19 protein-coding genes are annotated in these 19121 nt (G+C 51.7%); 10 read left to right on the plus strand and 9 right to left on the minus strand.

Going from position 1 to position 19121, the window contains the following annotated elements; translation table 11 throughout:
- Positions 1-13: 13 nt before the first annotated feature.
- Both K365_RS0105235 and K365_RS0105240 read left to right on the plus strand, forming a co-directional pair.
- Positions 14-2041: an MFS transporter gene (locus K365_RS0105235; protein WP_024333799.1), complete on the plus strand. Its 2028-nt coding sequence runs from the start codon at positions 14-16 to the stop codon at positions 2039-2041.
- A gap of 39 nt (positions 2042-2080) precedes the next feature.
- Entirely contained in the window at positions 2081-3097 is a 1017-nt protein-coding gene (locus K365_RS0105240) for an ABC transporter substrate binding protein (RefSeq protein WP_024333800.1), read from the plus strand.
- Here K365_RS0105240 and K365_RS0105245 read toward each other — a convergent pair.
- Positions 3087-3692: a hypothetical protein gene (locus K365_RS0105245; protein WP_006963643.1), complete on the minus strand. Its 606-nt coding sequence runs from the start codon at positions 3690-3692 to the stop codon at positions 3087-3089. The two genes, K365_RS0105240 and K365_RS0105245, sit on opposite strands and share 11 nt — an antisense overlap.
- Positions 3693-3837: 145 nt before the next feature.
- Here K365_RS0105245 and ilvC point away from each other — a divergent pair, with 145 nt between their 5' ends.
- Entirely contained in the window at positions 3838-5310 is a 1473-nt protein-coding gene (gene ilvC / locus K365_RS0105250; RefSeq protein WP_024333801.1) for a ketol-acid reductoisomerase, read from the plus strand.
- Positions 5310-6599: a CBS domain-containing protein gene (locus K365_RS0105255; protein WP_024333802.1), complete on the plus strand. Its 1290-nt coding sequence runs from the start codon at positions 5310-5312 to the stop codon at positions 6597-6599. The genes ilvC and K365_RS0105255 overlap by 1 nt, the downstream gene beginning before the upstream one ends.
- Positions 6600-6621: 22 nt before the next feature.
- Here K365_RS0105255 and K365_RS0105260 read toward each other — a convergent pair whose 3' ends face one another.
- From K365_RS0105260 to K365_RS0105280, 5 genes are read right to left on the minus strand one after another with little or no spacing between them, the layout of a single operon-like run.
- On the minus strand, positions 6622-8283 hold the full coding sequence (locus K365_RS0105260) for a pyridoxal-dependent decarboxylase (protein ID WP_024333803.1): 1662 nt from the start codon (positions 8281-8283) through the stop codon (positions 6622-6624).
- 15 nt (positions 8284-8298) lie between these two features.
- Positions 8299-8844 carry a 2-oxoacid:acceptor oxidoreductase family protein gene (locus K365_RS0105265; RefSeq protein ID WP_006963639.1) on the minus strand — a complete coding sequence of 182 codons (546 nt, stop codon included), beginning with the start codon at positions 8842-8844 and terminating at the stop codon, positions 8299-8301.
- Complete coding sequence (locus K365_RS0105270; protein ID WP_006963638.1) at positions 8844-9668, minus strand: 2-oxoacid:ferredoxin oxidoreductase subunit beta; 825 nt, start codon at positions 9666-9668, stop codon at positions 8844-8846. Before K365_RS0105270 ends, K365_RS0105265 begins: the two co-directional genes overlap by 1 nt.
- A 1-nt stretch (position 9669) precedes the next feature.
- Complete coding sequence (locus K365_RS0105275; protein ID WP_006963637.1) at positions 9670-10824, minus strand: 2-oxoacid:acceptor oxidoreductase subunit alpha; 1155 nt, start codon at positions 10822-10824, stop codon at positions 9670-9672.
- On the minus strand, positions 10808-11038 hold the full coding sequence (locus K365_RS0105280) for a 4Fe-4S dicluster domain-containing protein (RefSeq protein ID WP_006963636.1): 231 nt from the start codon (positions 11036-11038) through the stop codon (positions 10808-10810). The genes K365_RS0105275 and K365_RS0105280 overlap by 17 nt, the downstream gene beginning before the upstream one ends.
- A gap of 321 nt (positions 11039-11359) precedes the next feature.
- Between K365_RS0105280 and K365_RS0105290 the strand changes: the two genes are divergently transcribed.
- The 6 genes from K365_RS0105290 to K365_RS0105315 all read left to right on the plus strand — a co-directional run bounded on the left by K365_RS0105290 (position 11360) and on the right by K365_RS0105315 (position 17576).
- Positions 11360-12208: a glycosyltransferase family 2 protein gene (locus tag K365_RS0105290; protein WP_024333804.1), complete on the plus strand. Its 849-nt coding sequence runs from the start codon at positions 11360-11362 to the stop codon at positions 12206-12208.
- Positions 12205-12948 carry a DUF6125 family protein gene (locus K365_RS0105295; RefSeq protein ID WP_024333805.1) on the plus strand — a complete coding sequence of 248 codons (744 nt, stop codon included), beginning with the start codon at positions 12205-12207 and terminating at the stop codon, positions 12946-12948. Before K365_RS0105290 ends, K365_RS0105295 begins: the two co-directional genes overlap by 4 nt.
- A 57-nt stretch (positions 12949-13005) precedes the next feature.
- Positions 13006-14559 carry an acyl-CoA carboxylase subunit beta gene (locus K365_RS0105300; RefSeq protein ID WP_024333806.1) on the plus strand — a complete coding sequence of 518 codons (1554 nt, stop codon included), beginning with the start codon at positions 13006-13008 and terminating at the stop codon, positions 14557-14559.
- 14 nt (positions 14560-14573) lie between these two features.
- Positions 14574-14792: a hypothetical protein gene (locus K365_RS0105305; RefSeq protein ID WP_006963632.1), complete on the plus strand. Its 219-nt coding sequence runs from the start codon at positions 14574-14576 to the stop codon at positions 14790-14792.
- Between the two features lie 24 nt (positions 14793-14816).
- Positions 14817-16826, plus strand: coding sequence for a pyruvate carboxylase subunit B (locus K365_RS0105310; protein ID WP_024333807.1), 2010 nt, complete (start codon positions 14817-14819; stop codon positions 16824-16826).
- A 78-nt stretch (positions 16827-16904) separates the two neighbouring features.
- Positions 16905-17576, plus strand: coding sequence for a hypothetical protein (locus K365_RS0105315; RefSeq protein WP_024333808.1), 672 nt, complete (start codon positions 16905-16907; stop codon positions 17574-17576).
- Between the two features lie 2 nt (positions 17577-17578).
- Here the strand turns inward: K365_RS0105315 and K365_RS0105320 are convergent, their stop codons facing one another.
- Genes K365_RS0105320 through nadD form a run of 3 tightly spaced genes read right to left on the minus strand, consistent with a single transcriptional unit; the run spans position 17579 to position 19120 of the window.
- Positions 17579-18094, minus strand: coding sequence for a type I restriction enzyme HsdR N-terminal domain-containing protein (locus K365_RS0105320; RefSeq protein WP_024333809.1), 516 nt, complete (start codon positions 18092-18094; stop codon positions 17579-17581).
- 19 nt (positions 18095-18113) lie between these two features.
- Complete coding sequence (rsfS, locus tag K365_RS0105325; protein ID WP_024333810.1) at positions 18114-18476, minus strand: ribosome silencing factor; 363 nt, start codon at positions 18474-18476, stop codon at positions 18114-18116.
- A complete protein-coding gene (nadD, locus tag K365_RS0105330) occupies positions 18473-19120 on the minus strand; it encodes a nicotinate-nucleotide adenylyltransferase (protein WP_024333811.1) in 648 nt (215 codons plus the stop codon). The genes rsfS and nadD overlap by 4 nt, the downstream gene beginning before the upstream one ends.
- Between the last annotated feature and the right edge of the window lies 1 nt (position 19121).

Consider the following 19121-nt stretch of genomic DNA (forward strand, 5'->3'; position numbering starts at 1 on the left):
AAGGCAGCCCATCATGCAGAGCAGACGACTGATTTTGATTGTCATGATTTTTGTGGGCCTTTCCCATGGCTTGTACATGTTTTTCAATGCCGCCATGTTCAAGCGCGCCTATGAGCAGCAGAATCTGTCCCAGATAAAAGAGCTGGGGCAGGTTTTGAAAAAAGAGATCGATTACGCCCTGGGTTTCGGGATTCCGATTCACCTGCTGGGGGGCATGACCCCTTTTCTGGAGGATGTGCTGGCCCAGACCCCGGATCTGGCCTATATCCGGATTGTGCAAGGCGACCATGTGCTGTTTTTTGCCGAAAAAAGAGATCAGGCTTCCCGGGAAATCGCTTTGCCGCTTGCAGGGGGTGATGCGGCAGCCCCGGATTCCCGGGTAAAGGAAATCCGTCTGGGCTTAAGCATGGAAGCGGACCGGAAAATGATGTCCATGCTGTTTGACCTGATCACCATTGTGGTGGCAGGCCTCATCATTGCCTATGAAATCATCCGGTTTTTTGCCTCCAGGCTGGTGGCCGCGCCGTTCCGGGAATCCATGAACACTCTGAACCACATGATACAAAGGGTGAACCCCTGGTGCGGGTCTGTGATGCCCGAAGAAATGAACCCGATCTCCGCCCGGATCCGACAGCATGTCACGGTTCAAAGACAGCAGATTTATCAGACCCTGGCCCATCTGAACCAAGTCTCATCCGAGATTTTGACTGCCATATTCCACGGCCGGGAACGGTTCCTTGGGGCGGTCAAAAAACAGCGATCCGCCCTGAATCACCTGATGGACCGGCAGGAACAGGTCAAAAAATTCAAGGACCCGTCCCAGATCCGTCCCATTGTGTTCATCTTTTTTATGGGGGCCAATCTGCAATCCAGTTTTCTGCCGATTTTTTCCAGAGAGCTGCTGGATAAACAAACCGTTCTGACCGGTGTGTTTTCCGATGAAATTCTCATGGGACTTCCCATTACCTGTTATATGATCACCGTGTTTTTTTTCATGCTGTTCATGGGCAGCAATCTGTTCAAGCGATGGATTCATCCGGATTACGGGATTGGCATAGGCGCCTTGTGTACCTCAGCCGGGCTGGTGCTCTGCGGCCTGTCCGGTGATATTCTTCAGCTGATTTTCGGCAGGATGCTTTGTGCCGTGGGGTTCGCTTTTATTGTCATTTCCTGTAAACAATTCATTGTGGCACGGTCGACCGCTGAAAACCAGGCGTTTCATCTGGCCGGTTTCACTGCCGCATTTTCAGGGGGATTGTTTTGCAGTATCATTATCGGCAGTATTCTGGTGGAATATTTTTCCTATCAATTCGTGTTTTTCACCGCTGCTGCCATGGTGCTGTTGATTTTTGTGTTCGACTATATGATTCTTGCGGACAAGGCCGATATCCAGCAGGCTTCCATAAACAACCCAGAACAGCATCCGGCGGACCAGACCGGTCTCACCGCTTTTTTCAGGCTGGGTATCCGGGACTTGAATCTGGTCTGTGTGCTGATGCACGGTATTTTTACCCGGATCATCTTTATCGGGTATTTTTATTATTCCGTGCCCATTTTGCTCAAACCGGATTTCGCCTATGCGGATATCGGCCGGATCATGATGTTCTATACGCTTCCCAGTGTGTTGTTTGCCGGTTTTCTGAACCGGCGGATCAAGATCCGTCAGAGCCGGATCTCTGTGGTGGCCTCCAATGTTCTGGTGGGCGGGGTCCTGATCCTGTTTTATTTTTTTATGGCAGGGCCAACATGGATGACGGCCCTGTTTGTGATCGTTTCTCTTCTGGTACTGGGTATTTCCAACAGCATTACCTTTCCGGCCCAGTCCAGCCTGTTGCTGAAAACCCGGACCGCCCGGAAAATGGGGGCTGGAACCGCTTTGGCTGTGTACAATTCCATTGAACGCATCGGCAGCAGCCTGGGGCCGGTTTTTTTTGGATTTTTTGCCGGCCGGTTTGACATCCAGACTGCCATCATGATGGGGGGCGGGCTGTGTGTTCTGGGAAATCTGATTTTCTGGATTTTTTTTAAACCGGAATCATGATATATTTTGAACTTTAACTGTTTGACGGGAATGGACACCATGTTGAAAAAATGTTTGATTCTGATTATCGGGATTCTGATATCCGGCTGGCATCCTTCAGGGGTACAAGCCGAAAAGTCCTATCGGATAGTGACGGTCCAGCATCAGACGTTTCAGCCCTATACCCTGTCTCTCAAAGGATTCAGGCAGGGGATCCAACAGTCTGAGGCTGCGGATAAAATCATCATCGACACCTTTAATGCAGATGGCGATATTGCGGCACTGGATGCGTTTGTGGCTTCTTTGGAGACGCGGCAGGATGTGGATCTGATTTTTTCCATCGGCACCCACTCCACCCAGCGGACTGTCAGGGAAATCAAGACGATTCCCATTGTGTTCACAGACCTGGGCGCACCGGAAACCTCGGGCGTGATCACAGACTGGCAAGGGTCCGGGGCCAATTATACCGGCGTGGAGACCCGGGATTATGTGGGCATCGGCATTCATCTGCTTCATGAGTTGATGGCGTTCCAGCGTATCGGAATGATATACCTGAAAGGATCGCCCAGTCATGAAGGCACCATCCAGAAAGTCACGGAACTCAGCCATGAGGCCGGGTTCGAATTTTTCAACGAAGGATTTTCCCTGCGGGATGAAAATAATCAGGTGCTGCCAAGGGAAGAAATCCGGGAAAATATCACTGCGGCTCTGGAAAAAGTAGCCCCTAAAGTGGATGTGTTTTATGTGCAGATTTCCAATGCATTTGATCAGAATTTTGATCTGTTTTTTGATTGTTTCAAAAAATACAGCCTTCCCAGTACCGGAGAGCCCATTTATATCACCAAAGGACTGGTGATCGGTATCGGCAGAGACAAGGAAAAGTTTGGACTTCAATGCGCGGAATATGCATTGAGAATTCTGGATGGCGCGGATCCCGGCAGATTACCCATGGATGTGGGTAAAGATTTTTCCATCTCACTGAATATCGAGGCCGCCACCGTGGTGGGATACAACCCGTCCATCGATATTCTGGGGGCTGCGGATCAGATTTTCCGGGAAATTGAGACTACAGACTAATCGGTTCTCCGGTCCAGGGATAGGTGTCGATGAGGTGGGGGATGGCTTTTTCCAGAATATCCCGGGCGGGAGCAAAACGGTTTTTTTCCAGTACTGCCAGAATTCTCGGACTGTATGGCGCCAGTTTGGTCTGCCAGGTATGAGGCGGTTCATGAAAGGTGTATCCCAGTTTTTCCATCAGCGCCAGTCTCGGGGCATTCAGATAAACAGGGCTGATCAAATGCTGGATGTGGTGAGTCTGGGCGGCCCGGATGCTGTAATAGCGTAACAGCTGGTTGAGTCCTTGTCTGTGGTAATCCTGCCTTGTGGCTGCGGAATTGAAGATAAGGCAGGGGAAATGGATGGCAATGGGAATGTCCGCTTCCAGGCGTTTGACGGCTTCCTGAAGATTTGCGACACGGATCAGCCGCAATGTGGCAATTATTTCCTGGTGTTCATTCCAGATTCCCAGAACCGTATGGGCATCATCGGTATGGTTCCAGTGCAGCAGTTCGGGTTTCAGCAGTTTGAAATTTTTGGAACGGTCGAATTCCCTGGTTCGAAGTGCGGTGACTTCTTTTTTGTCTTTGGCAGACGCAATGCGGATTTGTTTCATGGGTGGTGCTGACATGACCAAGGCTGATGGGTTAAAGTTTGATGAAACCTGTTAATTTAAGGAAAAAATAAATTTATCAATTTGCCATATGTGTTGTCAATCAGTATTCTTAAATCATTACTAAATATATCAGGAGAAATGCAAGATGGGAGACAATTATTTTAATACCCTGCCGCTGCGGCTGCAACTGGCGGAATTAGCCAAATGCCGGTTTATGGATACTTCGGAATTTTCCGGTGTGACTGCATTGAAAGGCAAAAAGATCGTGATTGTGGGCTGCGGAGCCCAGGGGCTCCACCAGGGGCTCAATCTGCGGGATTCCGGTCTGGATGTGTCTTATGCCTTGAGGGATGCGGCCATTGCTGAGAAACGGCAGTCCTGGAAAAACGCCACAGATCATGGATTTGTGGTGGACACATATGCGCGGTTGCTGCCGTCGGCAGATCTGGTGATCAATCTGACACCGGATAAGCAGCACACATCGGTTGTGACCGCGATCATGCCGTTGATGAAAAAAAATGCCTGTCTGTCATATTCCCATGGATTCAATATTGTGGAAGAGGGCATGAAGATCCGAGAGGACCTGACCGTGATCATGGTGGCGCCCAAATCACCCGGAACCGAAGTCAGGGAAGAATACAAACGCGGATTTGGTGTTCCCACACTGATTGCGGTCCATCGGGAAAACGATCCCAGAGGTGAGGGCATGGAACTGGCCAAAGCCTATGCTGCGGCCACTGGCGGCCACCGGGCCGGGGTCCTGGAATCATCGTTTGTGGCGGAAGTGAAATCCGATCTCATGGGTGAACAGACCATTTTGTGCGGTATGCTTCAGGCCGGATCTTTGCTGTGCTTTGACAAGATGATCGAAAAAGGCATGGATGAAGGCGATGCATGCCGGCTGGTTCAGTACGGGTGGGAAACGATCACCGAAGCCCTGAAACACGGGGGCATCACCAACATGATGGACCGGCTGTCCAACCCGGCCAAAATCCGGGCTTTTGATTTGAGTGAGCAGCTCAAACAGATTCTGACGCCGTTGTTCTACCGGCATATGGATGACATCATGTCCGGCAGGTTCTCGGAAACCATGATGAAAGACTGGGCCAACGATGACGTCAACCTGCTCACCTGGCGGGCTCAGACGGCAGACACGCCTTTTGAAAAAGCGGTGTCCCGGGAAACGGAACTGTCTGAACAGGCCTATTTTGATTACGGGATTCTCATGGTGGCCATGGTCAAGGCCGGGGTGGAACTGGCCTATGATACTATGGTTTCCGCCGGTATTGTGGAGGAATCCGCGTATTATGAATCTTTGCACGAAGTGCCCTTGATTGCCAATCTCATTGCCCGGAAAAAATTGTATGAAATGAATGTGGTGATTTCCGATACGGCGGAGTACGGGTGTTATCTGTTCAGCCACAGTGCGGTTCCCATGCTCAAAGAATTCATGGCATCCATTGATACGGATGTGATCGGCAAAGGACTTGATACCCCGGATACCGGGGTGGACAATATCCGTTTGATACAGGTGAACCAGGCCATCCGGTCCACATCCGTGGAACAGGTGGGCAAAAAACTGAGGACTTATATGGGCGCCATGAGACCTATTTTCTGATGCAGATCGTAACCAGCCATATGAATACGGATTTTGATGCCCTGGCTTCCATGGTGGCCTGTACTTGTTTGTACCCCGGTACCCGGGGGGTGGTGCCTTCCCATGTCACAGCCGGAGTCCGGGCATTTCTTTCCATTCATCAGGACCTGTTACGGATTGTTCCCCGAAAGGGATTTGATCTGGAAACCGTTTCTTCTCTGATCGTGGTGGACACCAATAACTGGAACCGGCTGGACCGGATGCAGCCGCTGAAGGACAGGCAGAATTTTGAGATTATCTGCTGGGACCACCACATGTCCGGGACAAATATCATATCCGGAGTTGAACACAGAGAAGAGGTCGGGGCCACCATCACACTTTTGCTGGAAGAGATGGAACGGCAGCAGACACCGTTCACTCCCATGCAGGCCACCTTGTTTCTGTTGGGAATTTACGATGACACCGGATGTTTGACGTTTTCATCGGCCACCCCCAGAGATGCCAGAATGACCGCGTTTCTGCTTGAAAACGGGGCGGATCTGAATATTGTGTCTTCATTTTTATCCAATGCCATGGATGATTCCCATACCCGGGTATTTTCAGATATGCTGGCAAAGGCTGACGTGTTGACACTGGAAGGCGTGAACATCGGCATCTGTGCCATACCGGTGCAAAGCGGCTTGACCATGCTGGCGTCGCTGGTGGAAAAATATAAGGAATTCAAAGGGCTGGACGCGGTTTTCGGCATATTTTCCACCGATCAGAACAAGGTGATGGTGATCGGCCGGTCCAACCCTGATGCTGTGGATGTGGGTGCTGTGGTGCGGGCTTTAGGGGGCGGTGGTCACCCCGGGGCCGGTTCTGCGGTTGTCAAGGAAGATGACCTGGCAAAGATCACAGAAAAGATAACCACCCTGATCCGGGAAACCGGCCGCAAATCATCGCTGGTGAAAGAGATCATGCTCCATGCGGCCCGGTTTGTTCTCCGGCCGGATCAGACCGTGGCCGAGGCCGGAGAAATCATGGCCCGTACCCGGGTCCGGGCCCTGCTGGTCTGTGATAAAGACCGGTTTCTGGGATTGATACCGGAATCTGCGGTGGTGCGTGCCAGGCAAAACAATCGGCTGTCCACGCCGGTCAAAGGCATGGTCAAACCGGATGTACCGGTGGTGGGGCCTGGGGATGATATCCGAACCGCTGCGGCACATATGAATCTGTCCCAGGAAGGAATGCTGCCGGTACTTGAACAAGGCCGTGTCGCAGGGGTTCTGACCCGGGGCAGTCTGGTGCTGCACATGTATGATATGTGAAACTATTTCGTGAAAACAGGGATCAGGTGTGTGGCTTCAGATCGGTTGATATCTGCAAAGATTGCAGGATCTCTTCCTGTTCGTCCAGAATCTGATCCAGAATACTCCCGTTGGTATAGGGATTCATGATCACGGATCGAAGAACCACCGCCGTGTATGCATCCGCTGGATGAATTTTCAGGCAGGTGCGGGACACAAAACTTTTACCGGCTTCCCGTTGAATCCGCTGTAAATCTGTGTTGATCTGATCCAGGCAGGCATCGATTTCCTGCTGCCGGGCCGGTGTCACACCGGCATCCATCTGTTGTTTCAACGCTGGGGGGATGGCCCGGTAGGTAAGAATGTTGAGTACCGGTATTGTGACCAGCTGAAACAGATCCCGGTCTTTGATTTTTTGGGCAAACAGCCGGGCCGTGTCAATACCGTGCTCGATCATCAATGCATACCCTTGGGATCCCATGATTTTCAGGGCACTGTCCAGGATCAGAGAACTGGCTTCCCTGGACCCTTCCAGGGTTTTGATGCCCAGGTCCACAGAGCCTTTCCGGTTGACATATCCGGCATGATAAATGATCCGGTCCAGCGCGGTGGGATCTTTGAAAAAGACCATGCCGGCACTCATGGGCATGTAGAACTGCTTGTGGCAGTCAATGGTGACGGAATCCGCTTCCCGGATGCCGTCCAGCAGGGGGGCGTATTTTTCCGACAGCATCACCGGCCCGCCCCAGGCCGCATCCACATGAAAATGAATCCCATGGGTTCGGCACAGGTGTGCCATCTCAGGCAGCGGGTCAATGGTGCCGGTTTCAGTGGCCCCGGCAATGCCCACGATGGCGGCGATTTTGATTTTTTTGTTCTGTGAGAACGCTTCCACCTGCCGGGTCAGTTCATTCATATCGATTTGATGCTGTTTGTTCACTCCCACGGCAATGATGTTTCTGTTTCCGATCCCCAGAATTCCGCCGGCTTTTTTTAGAGAAAAGTGCCCCCGTTCCGACACCAGTACCACCAGACGCTCCAGATCATGAGCCTTCATGGCGGCTGCCATGCCGTCCTGCTCCACACCGGCAAAATTGCCGGTTGCCGGGAGACACTGGTTTCTTGCCACCCACAGGGCCGTGATATTGGCCGTGGTGCCCCCGTTGGTGAACAGACCCAGGCAGGTATCCACATTTTGAACATGGGTGTCATAAAACGCGGGTTCCCGGTTGTAAACCATGCGGTGTACTTTGGCCAGTACCTGTTTTTCCAGGACCGACAGCACTTTGGACGTTTCCAGTTTGATCAGATTCTGGTTCAGAGCCGCAGTGATGGCTTTGAGGTGAACCATGAAAAACGGAATAGCCGAAGTCATGTGTCCGATGAAATAAGGTGAGGCCACATTCACGGCCCGGGGGGCGATTTCATTGATGATGTCTTTAATGACATCGGCCAGTTTTTTTTCCGGCTCACGGCGGATGGTCGTATCGGTATAGGATTTCGCCAGGGTCGCAAGCGGAATGGCTTCGGTCACCCCCACATGGGAGTTGAGAAATTCATGGAGACCGAACAGGATCTGTTCCATGTATTTGATCAGGGTCTGCCGGCTTTTTTCGTCCTCGGGCCGGATAAAGACCCGGTGGAGGGTCTGCCAGTCCGCCACCAGGTCTGAAGGAATGTTTCCGGGTGTTGAGATAGGGTTCATGGGAGCGGGGGGCTCTTAATTAACAGCCGATTCTCCCATGTGGATGCCCAGATCCAGAGCGGTCTTGTTCATCTCCATGAAATCTTTGGGGATGGTGGTTTCCAGCACCTTGAGGATGGATTCTCCCCGGACCAGGCGGGTGGCACCCAAAAGCGCTCCCAGCATGCAGATGTTGAACACAATGGGTTTGCCGATTTTTTCCATGACCGTGTCATACATGGGCAAAGCGAGATGCTTGGCATCGACTTTGTTTTCAATGGAGACAAATTTGCTGTCCACCAGCAGCAGGCCACCGGGCCGTATGATGCCTGAAAAGGTATTGTAGCTTTCCTGGGTCAGGCTCACCAGGATATTGGGCTGCACCACCTTGGGAAAAAAGATCTCCGAATCGGAAATCAGCACATCACTTCTTGTGGCGCCCCCCCGGGCCGCAGCACCGTAACTCTGGGACTGGGTGGCGTTTTTGCCTTCAAATATCACCGCTGCTTTGGCCAGGATGATGGCCGCTGTGATCACTCCCTGGCCTCCGGACCCTGAAAAAACCAGTCTTGAACGTTCCATTATGCGTTTCCTTTCATTGCGGTCTCGATGATGTTGTCATAGGCCTCACAGTATTCGGCTTTTTGGGTGTCTTCCACAAAAATGCCCCGCTGGATCAGTTCCGGGTTGGTTTCCAGTTTCTTGGACCCAATTTTGACAGTATTGTTTTTGTAAGATTCCATCATCTGGACTGCATCCCCTTCTTTGTTTTTCCGTCCGAAATAGGTGGGGCACTGGGTCAGGATTTCCACCACGGAAAATCCTTTGTGGGCGATGGCTTTTTTCAGCAAATCCTTGCATTCGGTGGCATGGAACACCGTGGATCGGGCCACAAAACTGGCGCCGGCGCTTTTTGCCAGTTCCACCACGTCAAACTGGTTGTCAATGGAAGAATACGGGGCAGTAGTGGCTTTTTTGCCAAGCCCGGACAACGGGGAAAACTGTCCCCCGGTCATGCCGTAAATCCGGTTGTTCATGACAATGGCCGTGATATCGATATTACGTCTGGCTGCATGGATGAAGTGATTGCCGCCGATGGCCAGGGCATCCCCGTCTCCCATGGGAACGATGGCGGTGATGCCGGGTTTGGCCAGCTTGACACCCGTGGCAAAGGTCAAAGCCCGGCCGTGGATGGTGTGCAGAGAATGAAAATCCACATATCCGGAGATCCGGGAGGAACACCCGATGCCGGAAGTCATGACGATTTCGTTTTTATCCAGACCCAGTTCATGAACCGCCCGCAGCAAAGACCCCAGCACAATACCGTGGCCGCAGCCCGGACACCAGATATGGGGGAAAAACCGGCTTCGGATATAATATTTAAAATCAAATTCTTTTGTGGTCATGTTACACCCCCTTTCCCTGGATCATTCGCAGGATGGTTTTGATGTCCGTGGGTGAGATCAGCTGGCCGTCGATGCGGTTGGCCAGAAATACATTGTTGGGATTGTCCACCGCGTTTTTAACCTGGGTGATCACCTGGCCCATGTTCATTTCCACCACCAGCACTGCTTTGGCATTGGCACATTTCTCCCGGACCATGTCTGCGGGAAACGGCCACAGGGTCTGGAGTTCCAGGACCCCGATCTTCACGCCTCTGGCCCGGCGGTTTTTGGCGATGTGAATGGCGGACCGGGCCGATGACCCATAGGACACCAGGATATAGTCGGCATCGTCCAGCCAGTATTCCTTGTACATGGTCATACTGTCGACGTTGTTTTCAATTTTGTCCACCAGATGGCGCAGCAGTTCGCTCACCACTTTGGGGTTGTTGCTGGGAAATCCCCACATGTCATGGAAAAGGCCGGTGACATTGTACCGGTGCTCGGCACCGAAATCCGACATGGGCAACCGCCCGTCCTCCCGGGGCAGATATGGATGGTAATCCACGCCTTTGGAAACCGATGTCCGCAGCCGGCTTACCACCGGAATCTCATCAACTTCCGGAAGCGTGAGTTTTTCCCGCATGTGACCCACCACTTCATCCAGAAGGATAATAACCGGTGTCCGGTAGGTCTCGGCCAGGTTGAACGCTTCCACTGTAATTTTGAACACATCCTGGTTGTTGGATGCGGTCAGGGCGATGATGGCATGATCCCCGTGGGTCCCCCACCTGGCCTGATTGACATCTCCCTGGCTGACATGGGTGGGATTGCCTGTGGAAGGCCCGCCCCGCTGGACATTGGTAATAACGCAGGGGATTTCAGCCATGCAGGCATATCCCAGGGCTTCCTGTTTGAGCGAAAACCCGGGTCCGGAAGTGGCGGTCATCACTTTTTTTCCGGTGAGAGAAGCCCCGAGAATGGCACCCATGGAAGCGATTTCATCTTCCATCTGGATGAATTTTCCGCCCTGCCGGGGAAGACGTTCCGACAAATGCTCCGCAATTTCCGTGGACGGGGTGATGGGGTATCCTGCGAAAAAATTGAGGCCCGCGTACAAGGCCCCTTCCACACAGGCTTCATTCCCCTGGACAAATCTGATGTTATCGTTTTGAGTCATTTTCCCCTTCCTGAATTTCTTGTATTTGTATTGCCAGATCAGGGCAACGAAGTTCACACAATTTGCAGGCGATGCAATCTTCGGGTCGGACCGCCCGGGCTTTGCCGCTTTTGTCCAGTTCCAGTACCTGTTTGGGACAGAAGTGAACACAGATACCGCACCCTTTGCACCAGTGGGTATCAATTACATGGATGACTGATTTGCCTTTTGCCATAATATCCTCATTTGTAAGTGATGCATATCCAAACATTCAAGGGCTTCATAAAGTGATTTGGATGGGATTGTCAAGGATTACTCAAAAATTAAAAAACAAAACCGATTATGGGAAAAATTTTAAAAAAAATCAAGGATAAAACATTCTATGATCCTGAAACTTCACATAATTTTTTAATTTTTGAAATGGTTGGACCAATTGAACATCATTGGGACAGCCAGACCCTTTCTTGTTCTCAGATTTTCAGGCGGGTCCTGTTTTGTCAAAAAACGTGAATCCGGTTTGTACAAAAAACAAAAGCCATGATATAAGTGATGGATCATGACACAGACAGATACGCCCCAGATCAGTGTGATTATTCCCAGTTTCAACCGGGCATGGACCCTGGCCCACGCCATTGATTCGGTGCTGGCCCAGACTGTTGCACCCAAAGAGATCATTGTGGTGGATGACGGTTCCACCGATCACACCCCGGAGGTGCTGGCCGCGTATGGAAACCGCCTCTGGATACTGAATCAGCCCAATCAAGGGGTGAGCAGTGCCCGGAATCTGGGTATCGGTCACAGTACCGGCGAATTTGTGGCGTTACTGGATTCCGATGATCAATGGAAACCGGAAAAACTGGCATGCCAGGCCGCTTTTTTTCAAGCCCATCCCGAAGCCATGATCTGTCAGACCGAAGAACTCTGGGTCCGCAACGGGGTCCGGGTGAATCCCAGAAAAAAACACAAAAAACCCTCGGGCCTGATTTTTGAACCGTCTCTTCACCTGTGCCTGGTCAGCCCGTCCGCGGTGATGATCAGAAAAACACTGTTTGAACGCAAAGGGATGTTCAGGCAGGATTTTCCTGTGTGCGAGGACTATGATTTCTGGCTGCGGGTGAGTATGGATACCCCGATTCATCTTATTGACGCGGCTTTGACCGTCAAGTTCGGCGGACATGCGGATCAGCTTTCCAGGCGGCATTCCCAGGATCGGTTTCGCATTGAAGCGATCCTGTGTCTGGTCCGATCCGGATCATTGTCCCATGATCAGCAAAAAGCGGCAAAGTCCGTGCTCAAAGAAAAATGCCGGATTTACGGCAATGGCTGTGCCAGGCGGGGAAAACAAGAGGAAGCACAGACGTATCTGGCACTTTACCATGAACTGGAAAAAGGAGATGTCAAATGAACGACGCACAGCCTGACTTTACGGATCTGTCCAGGCAGGACAAGGGCCGGTTGATGATGGATATGGTGTTTCGCATGATCATGCATTACGGATTCTGGTTTGCTGAAGTCCGGCACCAGATGGGGATGGATGCGGCATTAGATATGATGGATGCCGTGGTGCCCAGGGGCACGGATATTACCATGAAACGCATGGCCGATATTCTGGATTTTGAATTAAAAGACGGGTTGCCCGAAGCGGTGGCGGACATGGATGAAGACCGGTTGAATGAACTGCTCAAAGGGCTGGCCAAAAACTGGCTGGTCATGGACGGCGTCTGGTTCCAGGCCGTGGAAAAAACCCGGGGCATGAATGATGCCAAACGGTGTAATGATTCCTGCTGGGGCATGTTTTCACCCTATGAAGCCCATGCCATTAAACGGTTTTTAAATCTGGGGGACAGACCGGGACTGGAAGGCCTTAAAAAAGCCCTGAATTTCAGGATGTATTCTTTCATCAATACACAATCAATTGTTGACGAAAGTCCTAAAAGTTTTGTATTTCAGATGAATGAATGCCGGGTTCAGGCAGCCAGAAAACGTAAAAATTTGCCGGACTATCCGTGCAAATCTGCCGGATTGGTTGAATACACCTATTTTGCATCGGCATTTGATCCGAATATCAAAACAACCTGTATCGGATGTCCCCCGGATGCCCATCCGGAGGAATGGTTTTGTGCATGGCGGTTCAGCGTGGAATAGTCCGCCGTCAAAAATAGCCAATGAATGAACCAAAGGAACATGGAAGGACTTTTATTTATGGGAACCACAGCAGATAATATTCAGACCCTGAAGTGCAAAGAGCAGGAAATTTTGAAAATGGGGGGAGACGCTGCGTTGGAAAAGCGGCGGGAACAGGGCCGGCTCAATGCCAGGGAACGGCTGGATTATTTGTTTGACAAAGGCACGTTCCGGGAACTGGATATGTTTGTCACCCACCGGTGTACCAATTTCGGTATGGAAAAAAAACAAATCCCCGCGGACGGGGTGGTGACCGGCCATGGTAAAGTGGGCGGCCGGATTGTGTTTGCCTATGCCCAGGATTTCACGGCCCGGGCCGGGTCCTTAGGCGAGATGCAGGCCAAAAAGATCTGCAAGATCATGGATATGGCATTGAAAGCCGGGGCCCCGGTCATCGGCATGAACGACTCAGGGGGTGCCAGAATTCAGGAAGGCATTGATGCGTTGTCCGGATACGGGGAGATATTTTTCAGAAATTCCGCGTGCTCCGGAGTGATTCCTCAGATCTCCGCCATCATGGGGCCAACCGCCGGCGGGGCTGTGTATTCCCCGGCCATGACCGATTTCGTGTTCATGGTGAAGAAAAGCAGCTATATGTTTATCACCGGTCCCAACGTGATCAAGGCGGTCACTGGTGAAAATATCTCCTTTGAAGACCTGGGCGGTGCCATGACCCACAACGAAAAATCCGGCGTGGCCCAGTTTGCCTGTGAATCCGATGAAGACTGCATTGCGCAGATCAAAACCCTGTTGTCCTATCTGCCGGCCAACAATATGGAAGATCCGCCTTTTATCCCGCCCAAAGATGATCCCGCCCGCACGGACCCGGCCCTGGACACCTTGATTCCGGACCGCCCCAACCGGGCGTATGACATGAAAAACGTGATTAAATCCATTGTGGATGACGGGGTGTTTTTTGAACCGCATCAGTATTATGCCAAAAATATCCTGGTGTGTTTTGCCCGGCTCAACGGCCGGTCCATCGGTATTATCGCCAATCAGCCCAGTCATCTGGCCGGGTGTCTGGATATCAATGCGTCGGACAAGGCCACCCGGTTCATCCGGTTCTGTGACGCCTTTAACATCCCCATGCTCACCATTGCGGACGTGCCCGGGTATCTGCCCGGCTCCAAGCAGGAATGGGGCGGCATCATCCGCCATGGGGCCAAGCTGCTGTGGTGTTATTCCGAGGCCACAGTACCCAAACTGCTGCTGATTACCCGCAAGGATTACGGGGGATCGTATCTGGCCATGTGCTCCAAACACCTGGGCGCGGACATGGCATTTGCCTGGCCCAGTGCGGAGATCGCGGTCATGGGAGCGGAAGGGGCCGCCAACATCATCCATGCCAAAGAGATCAAGGCGGCGGATGATCCGGTGGCCAAACGAAAGGAAAAAATCGCGGAATACAATGAGCGGTTTTCCAATCCCTATTGTGCGGCAGCCAGAGGATATGTGGACGCGGTGATCACACCTTCTCAAACCCGGCCCCGGCTCATTGATGCGCTGGAAGCGCTGGCCAGCAAACGGGAAATGCGTCCGGCCAAAAAACACGGGAACATTCCGGTATGATAAAAGGAGAGATCATGGACCGCAAAAAAAAAGTGGCTGCCATGGCAGCGGTCATTGCCCACATCAAAACCGATGAAGACAGACAGTCGTGCCGGGAAAATAGCGGTGCCCCTTTTCCGGAAGGGCCGGTATCGGTAAAAACGTTTTCAAATGCTCCCAACCTCTGGGGTCTGACCGGACGGCAGGCCATGATGCAGGCCAACACCATGATGCAGCTGCGCATGTTTAAATAAACTCAATTTTTGGAGAAAATAGTTATGACGGAACACACTCAGCTTGAAACGACTCAGATGAATTATGGCAATGACCGTCCCCCGGCGAAAAATCCGTTAAAGGTGGAAGATCTTTCCCTGCGGGATGGTCACCAGTCTTTATTTGCCACCCGAGGCAGAACTGAAGACATGATTCCGGTGGCTGAACGGATGGATGATATCGGGTTCTGGGCCGTGGAGGTCTGGGGCGGCGCCACCTTTGACACCATGCACCGGTTTTTAGGGGAAGATCCCTGGGAGCGGCTGCGGACGCTGAAGCGGTATTTTAAAAAAACCCCGTTGTCCATGCTGCTCAGAGGGCAGAACCTGGTGGGGTACCGGAATTATGCCGATGATGTGGCCAAATTGTTTGTGAAAAAAACCGTGGACAACGGGTTGGAAATTTTCAGAACGTTTGATGCACTCAATGATTACAGGAATTTTGAAAGTGTGGTGCCGGTAATCAAGGAATGCGGGGCCCATTTCCAGGGATGTATCTGCTATACTTTGACCGAGCCCCGTTTGGGCGGCGAGGTCTACAACCTGGATTATTATATTAAAAAAGCCAAAGACCTGGAAGCGATGGGGGCAGACTCCATCTGTATCAAGGATATGGCCGGACTGATGGCACCCTACGATGCCTATCAGCTGGTAAAGGCGTTGAAAGCCAATGTCAAACCATTGATTCACCTGCACAGTCATTTCACCTCGGGCATGTCTCCCATGACCCATCTCAAAGCAGTGGAGGCCGGGGTGGATATCGTGGATACCTGTGTGACACCCTATGCGTATCGGACTTCCCATGCGGCCCTGGAACCGCTGGTCATGGCGCTACTGGGCACCAACCGGGATACCGGATTCGATATCAAGGCCCTGGCCGATATCAACGAGATCCTGGAAAAAGAGGTGATGCCCAAATACAAACATCTGCTGGATGACACCAAGGTGTCTTTGATCGACATCAACGTGCTGCTGCACCAGACACCCGGCGGGATGCTGTCCAATCTGGTGAACCAGCTGCGGGAGATGGATTCTTTGGATAAGATCGGCCAGGTGTACAAAGAACTGCCCCGGGTGAGAAAAGAACTGGGTCAGATTCCTTTGGTGACGCCCACCAGTCAGATTGTGGGCACCCAGACCGTGAACAATGTGCTGTTTGACACCAAAGAAGAGCGGTACAAGATGATCTCCGGCCAGGTCAAGGATCTGTGTTACGGCCTGTATGGAAAGACATCGGTTCCCATTGATCCGGAAGTTCAGAAAAAAGCGCTGAAAGGATATCCCCGAGGAGAAGAACCCATTACCTGCCGGCCGGCCCAGGTGCTGGAGCCGGAGCTGGAAAAAGCAAAGCAGGAGATCAAGGATCTGGCCAAAAACGATGAAGACCTGCTGCTGTATGCGCTGTTTCCCGTTACCGGCAAAAAATTCCTCAAGCAGAAATACGGGCTGGAAGAAATGTCGGATGTCCTTAAACCCGTTTCATTGGAGGATGTGAAAAAACAGGATGCTTTGATTAAAAAAGCAAAGGCCGGGGAGCTGATGGAAAAACCCTGTTTTGAAAAAACTGAAAATACCCGGATGTTCAACGTGTTTGTGGATGGCGAGTGTTTTGAGGTCGGAGTGGAAGAACAGGGGGGAGAACCGAGCATTTCCCATGTGGCACCGGCAGCCGGGACTTTACCCACCTCCCGGACTTCAGCACCCGAGGCCTCTCCGGCGGCACCCGAAGCACCGGTACAAGTCAAACCCGAACCAGGGCCTGTAAAACAGGATGCGGAAAAAACAGGTTCAGCCTCTGATACCGGCACCCCGGTGACAGCGCCCATGCCCGGCATGGTGATCCGGCATGAAAAACAGGTGGGAGATGCCGTGGAAGAAGGAGAAACCGTGGTGGTCATCGAGGCCATGAAAATGGAAAATGCCCTGCCGGCCCCAAAAACCGGGACTGTTTCCGCCATTCATTTTGACACGGGCGATGCCGTGGCCAAAGGAGACGTGCTGGCAGTGATCGACTGATCATTGATTGACAAAGGCAGGGGGCTGATTACTATGATTGACTGAAGCCGTCAGACAATCATAAGGAGATAAAAAATAATGGCATTTGAAACAAAAGAAGAACTGCTGGACAGATATATCCAGATGGACAAACCCGTGTGCCCCCATTGCAAAAAAGAAATGGTCCTGTGGGAAGTGCCGCCCATCAATTTTTCCGATGGGCTCGGATGGGGAACCCCCTACCTGTTTGTGTGTTTCAATGATGACTGTCCGTCTTACCGAAAGGGGTGGGATCATCTTAAAGACACCATGGAAGCCCCTGCGTCTTACCGGTGCATCAATGAGCCGGGTCAGAAGAATTTCGAATACATGCCCGTGTTCAGCCCGGTGGGGGGCACCGGAAGTAAGTTGGATGACGAAGCGGTGATTCGTCAGAATGAACTCAAGGAGAAAACCAAACAGGCGTTTTCCATTCTCACGGATTATTATATGTCAAAGGACTGGGACGAGATTTTAAAAATGCTGCTGGATCCGGTGATTCCCAACCGGGCACGGCTTAAAGCCGCTGAAATGGTGGGAGAACTGGGCGGTGTGGAAGCCATCGAGCCTCTGATCAACCATAAGTTCCCCACCCCGGTGCTGGAAACCGGTGTGAAGGCTGCTATTGACCAGCTTCATGAACGCCATTTTACAAGAGAATGTCCTTTTTGCGCGGAAATCATTAAAAAAAGGGCCAAAATCTGCAAGCACTGCAACCGGGAACTGTCATAAAATCAACGATTGATTTTTTCCATGTTAAAGGAGCGGTAGATGATCATCTCCCGCTCCTTTCTGTTTTCATCCAACGGTTCAAACACAAGGTCCGGCAGTTTTTTTTCCAACTGTTTCCGGGACGGCACAGCTGCCAGCCCCTTGCCGATGGTTTTGCCCGACCGCGTGTCCATGACCACGGCATCTTTGGCATCCGTGGACACGGCAAAGGGAATCTGATAGTTTCTGACCAGCCGGGCCCCGGCCAGAATTTCTCTTTCATATGAGCCGATGGAACCGGCCACACAGGTCACGGCCATGACGGCCCGATCTTGGACACAGACCACCAGATCAATGCAAGAGATATAATCTTCCCCTTTGAACTGAACAGTCAATGGTTCGTTCACGTGAATTTCCTGTTTTTTGTACCCATTGGTTTCCACCAGAAATTTTTCAAAATTCTGCCGGCTGATTTCAGGCCCGACCAGGTTGATCTCATTTCCGGTGATATAATCTGTAATCAGTTGTGTTAAGGTCATGAGAGGTCCTTTGGCGGTTTTAAAGCCGTTTCAAAACCGGACAGGTCCAGACGCGAGGTGCGTCGCTCCACAGGCCTTCCAGATCATAGAATGCTTTGGCTTTGGTTTCAAATATATGGATGATGCGGCTGCCGTAATCCAGCAGAGCCCATTCCCCTTCCTTGATTCCTTCAGTGCCCAAAGACAGGATATTTTTTGCCTTCAGTCCGGTGACGATGTGTTCGGCCAGAGACGTCACCTGACGGTGGGAACCGGCTTCGACTATGATCAGCGTGTCGGTATATGAGGTTAAAGAACGGACATCAATGGCAGTGACCGAGCGGGGTTTCCGGCTGAAAACAGCACTCAGGTAGGGTGTCAGCTCTTCTGAAGGATCTGTCATAAGTATAAATTCCTTTCATTGATAATTTTTTCCACCGGTGGCGGAACCAGTCCTTTGATGGAAAGGTGCTGTTTCACCCGGTTGCGTATCAAAGTGGAGGATATGTCAATTCGGGGGACAGGACAAATGCGGACCGGCTGCAGTCTGTCATGTACGAATTGCCGTTCCTCCTGATGCCATGTGTACCCTTTTGCGATATGTTCGTCAAGAAAGGATCGGATATCCGGGTCTGGGCCGGTGCCCTGTCTGGGCATGACAACGATGGCAACCGCGGCAAAAATATCTTTTTGCCTTTTCCAGGTCGGCGTGTCAAAAAACGCATCTGAGCCCATGAGCAGATAAAACTGATGCGATTCACCATAGTGCCGCTTAAACGCGTGAACCGTGTCGATGGTAAAGGATGGCCCTTTGCGATTGATTTCAATATCAGACGGTTTCAGCCCTTTTTTGTGTGCCAGGCTTTTGACCACCATGTCATAACGGTCTTTTGCCGGTGCCAGATCGACTCCGGGTTTATGGGGCGGGGTGGCGGAAGGAAAAAAAAAGATGGTGTCCAGTGCCAGGCATTGTTTCACATGTTCGGCAATCCGGATATGTGCCATATGAAGCGGGTTGAACGTGCCGCCAAAAAGCCCGGCTTTCATT

This window comes from Desulfotignum balticum DSM 7044 (genome assembly GCF_000421285.1).
In the GTDB taxonomy this organism is placed as follows: Bacteria; Desulfobacterota; Desulfobacteria; order Desulfobacterales; family Desulfobacteraceae; genus Desulfotignum; species Desulfotignum balticum.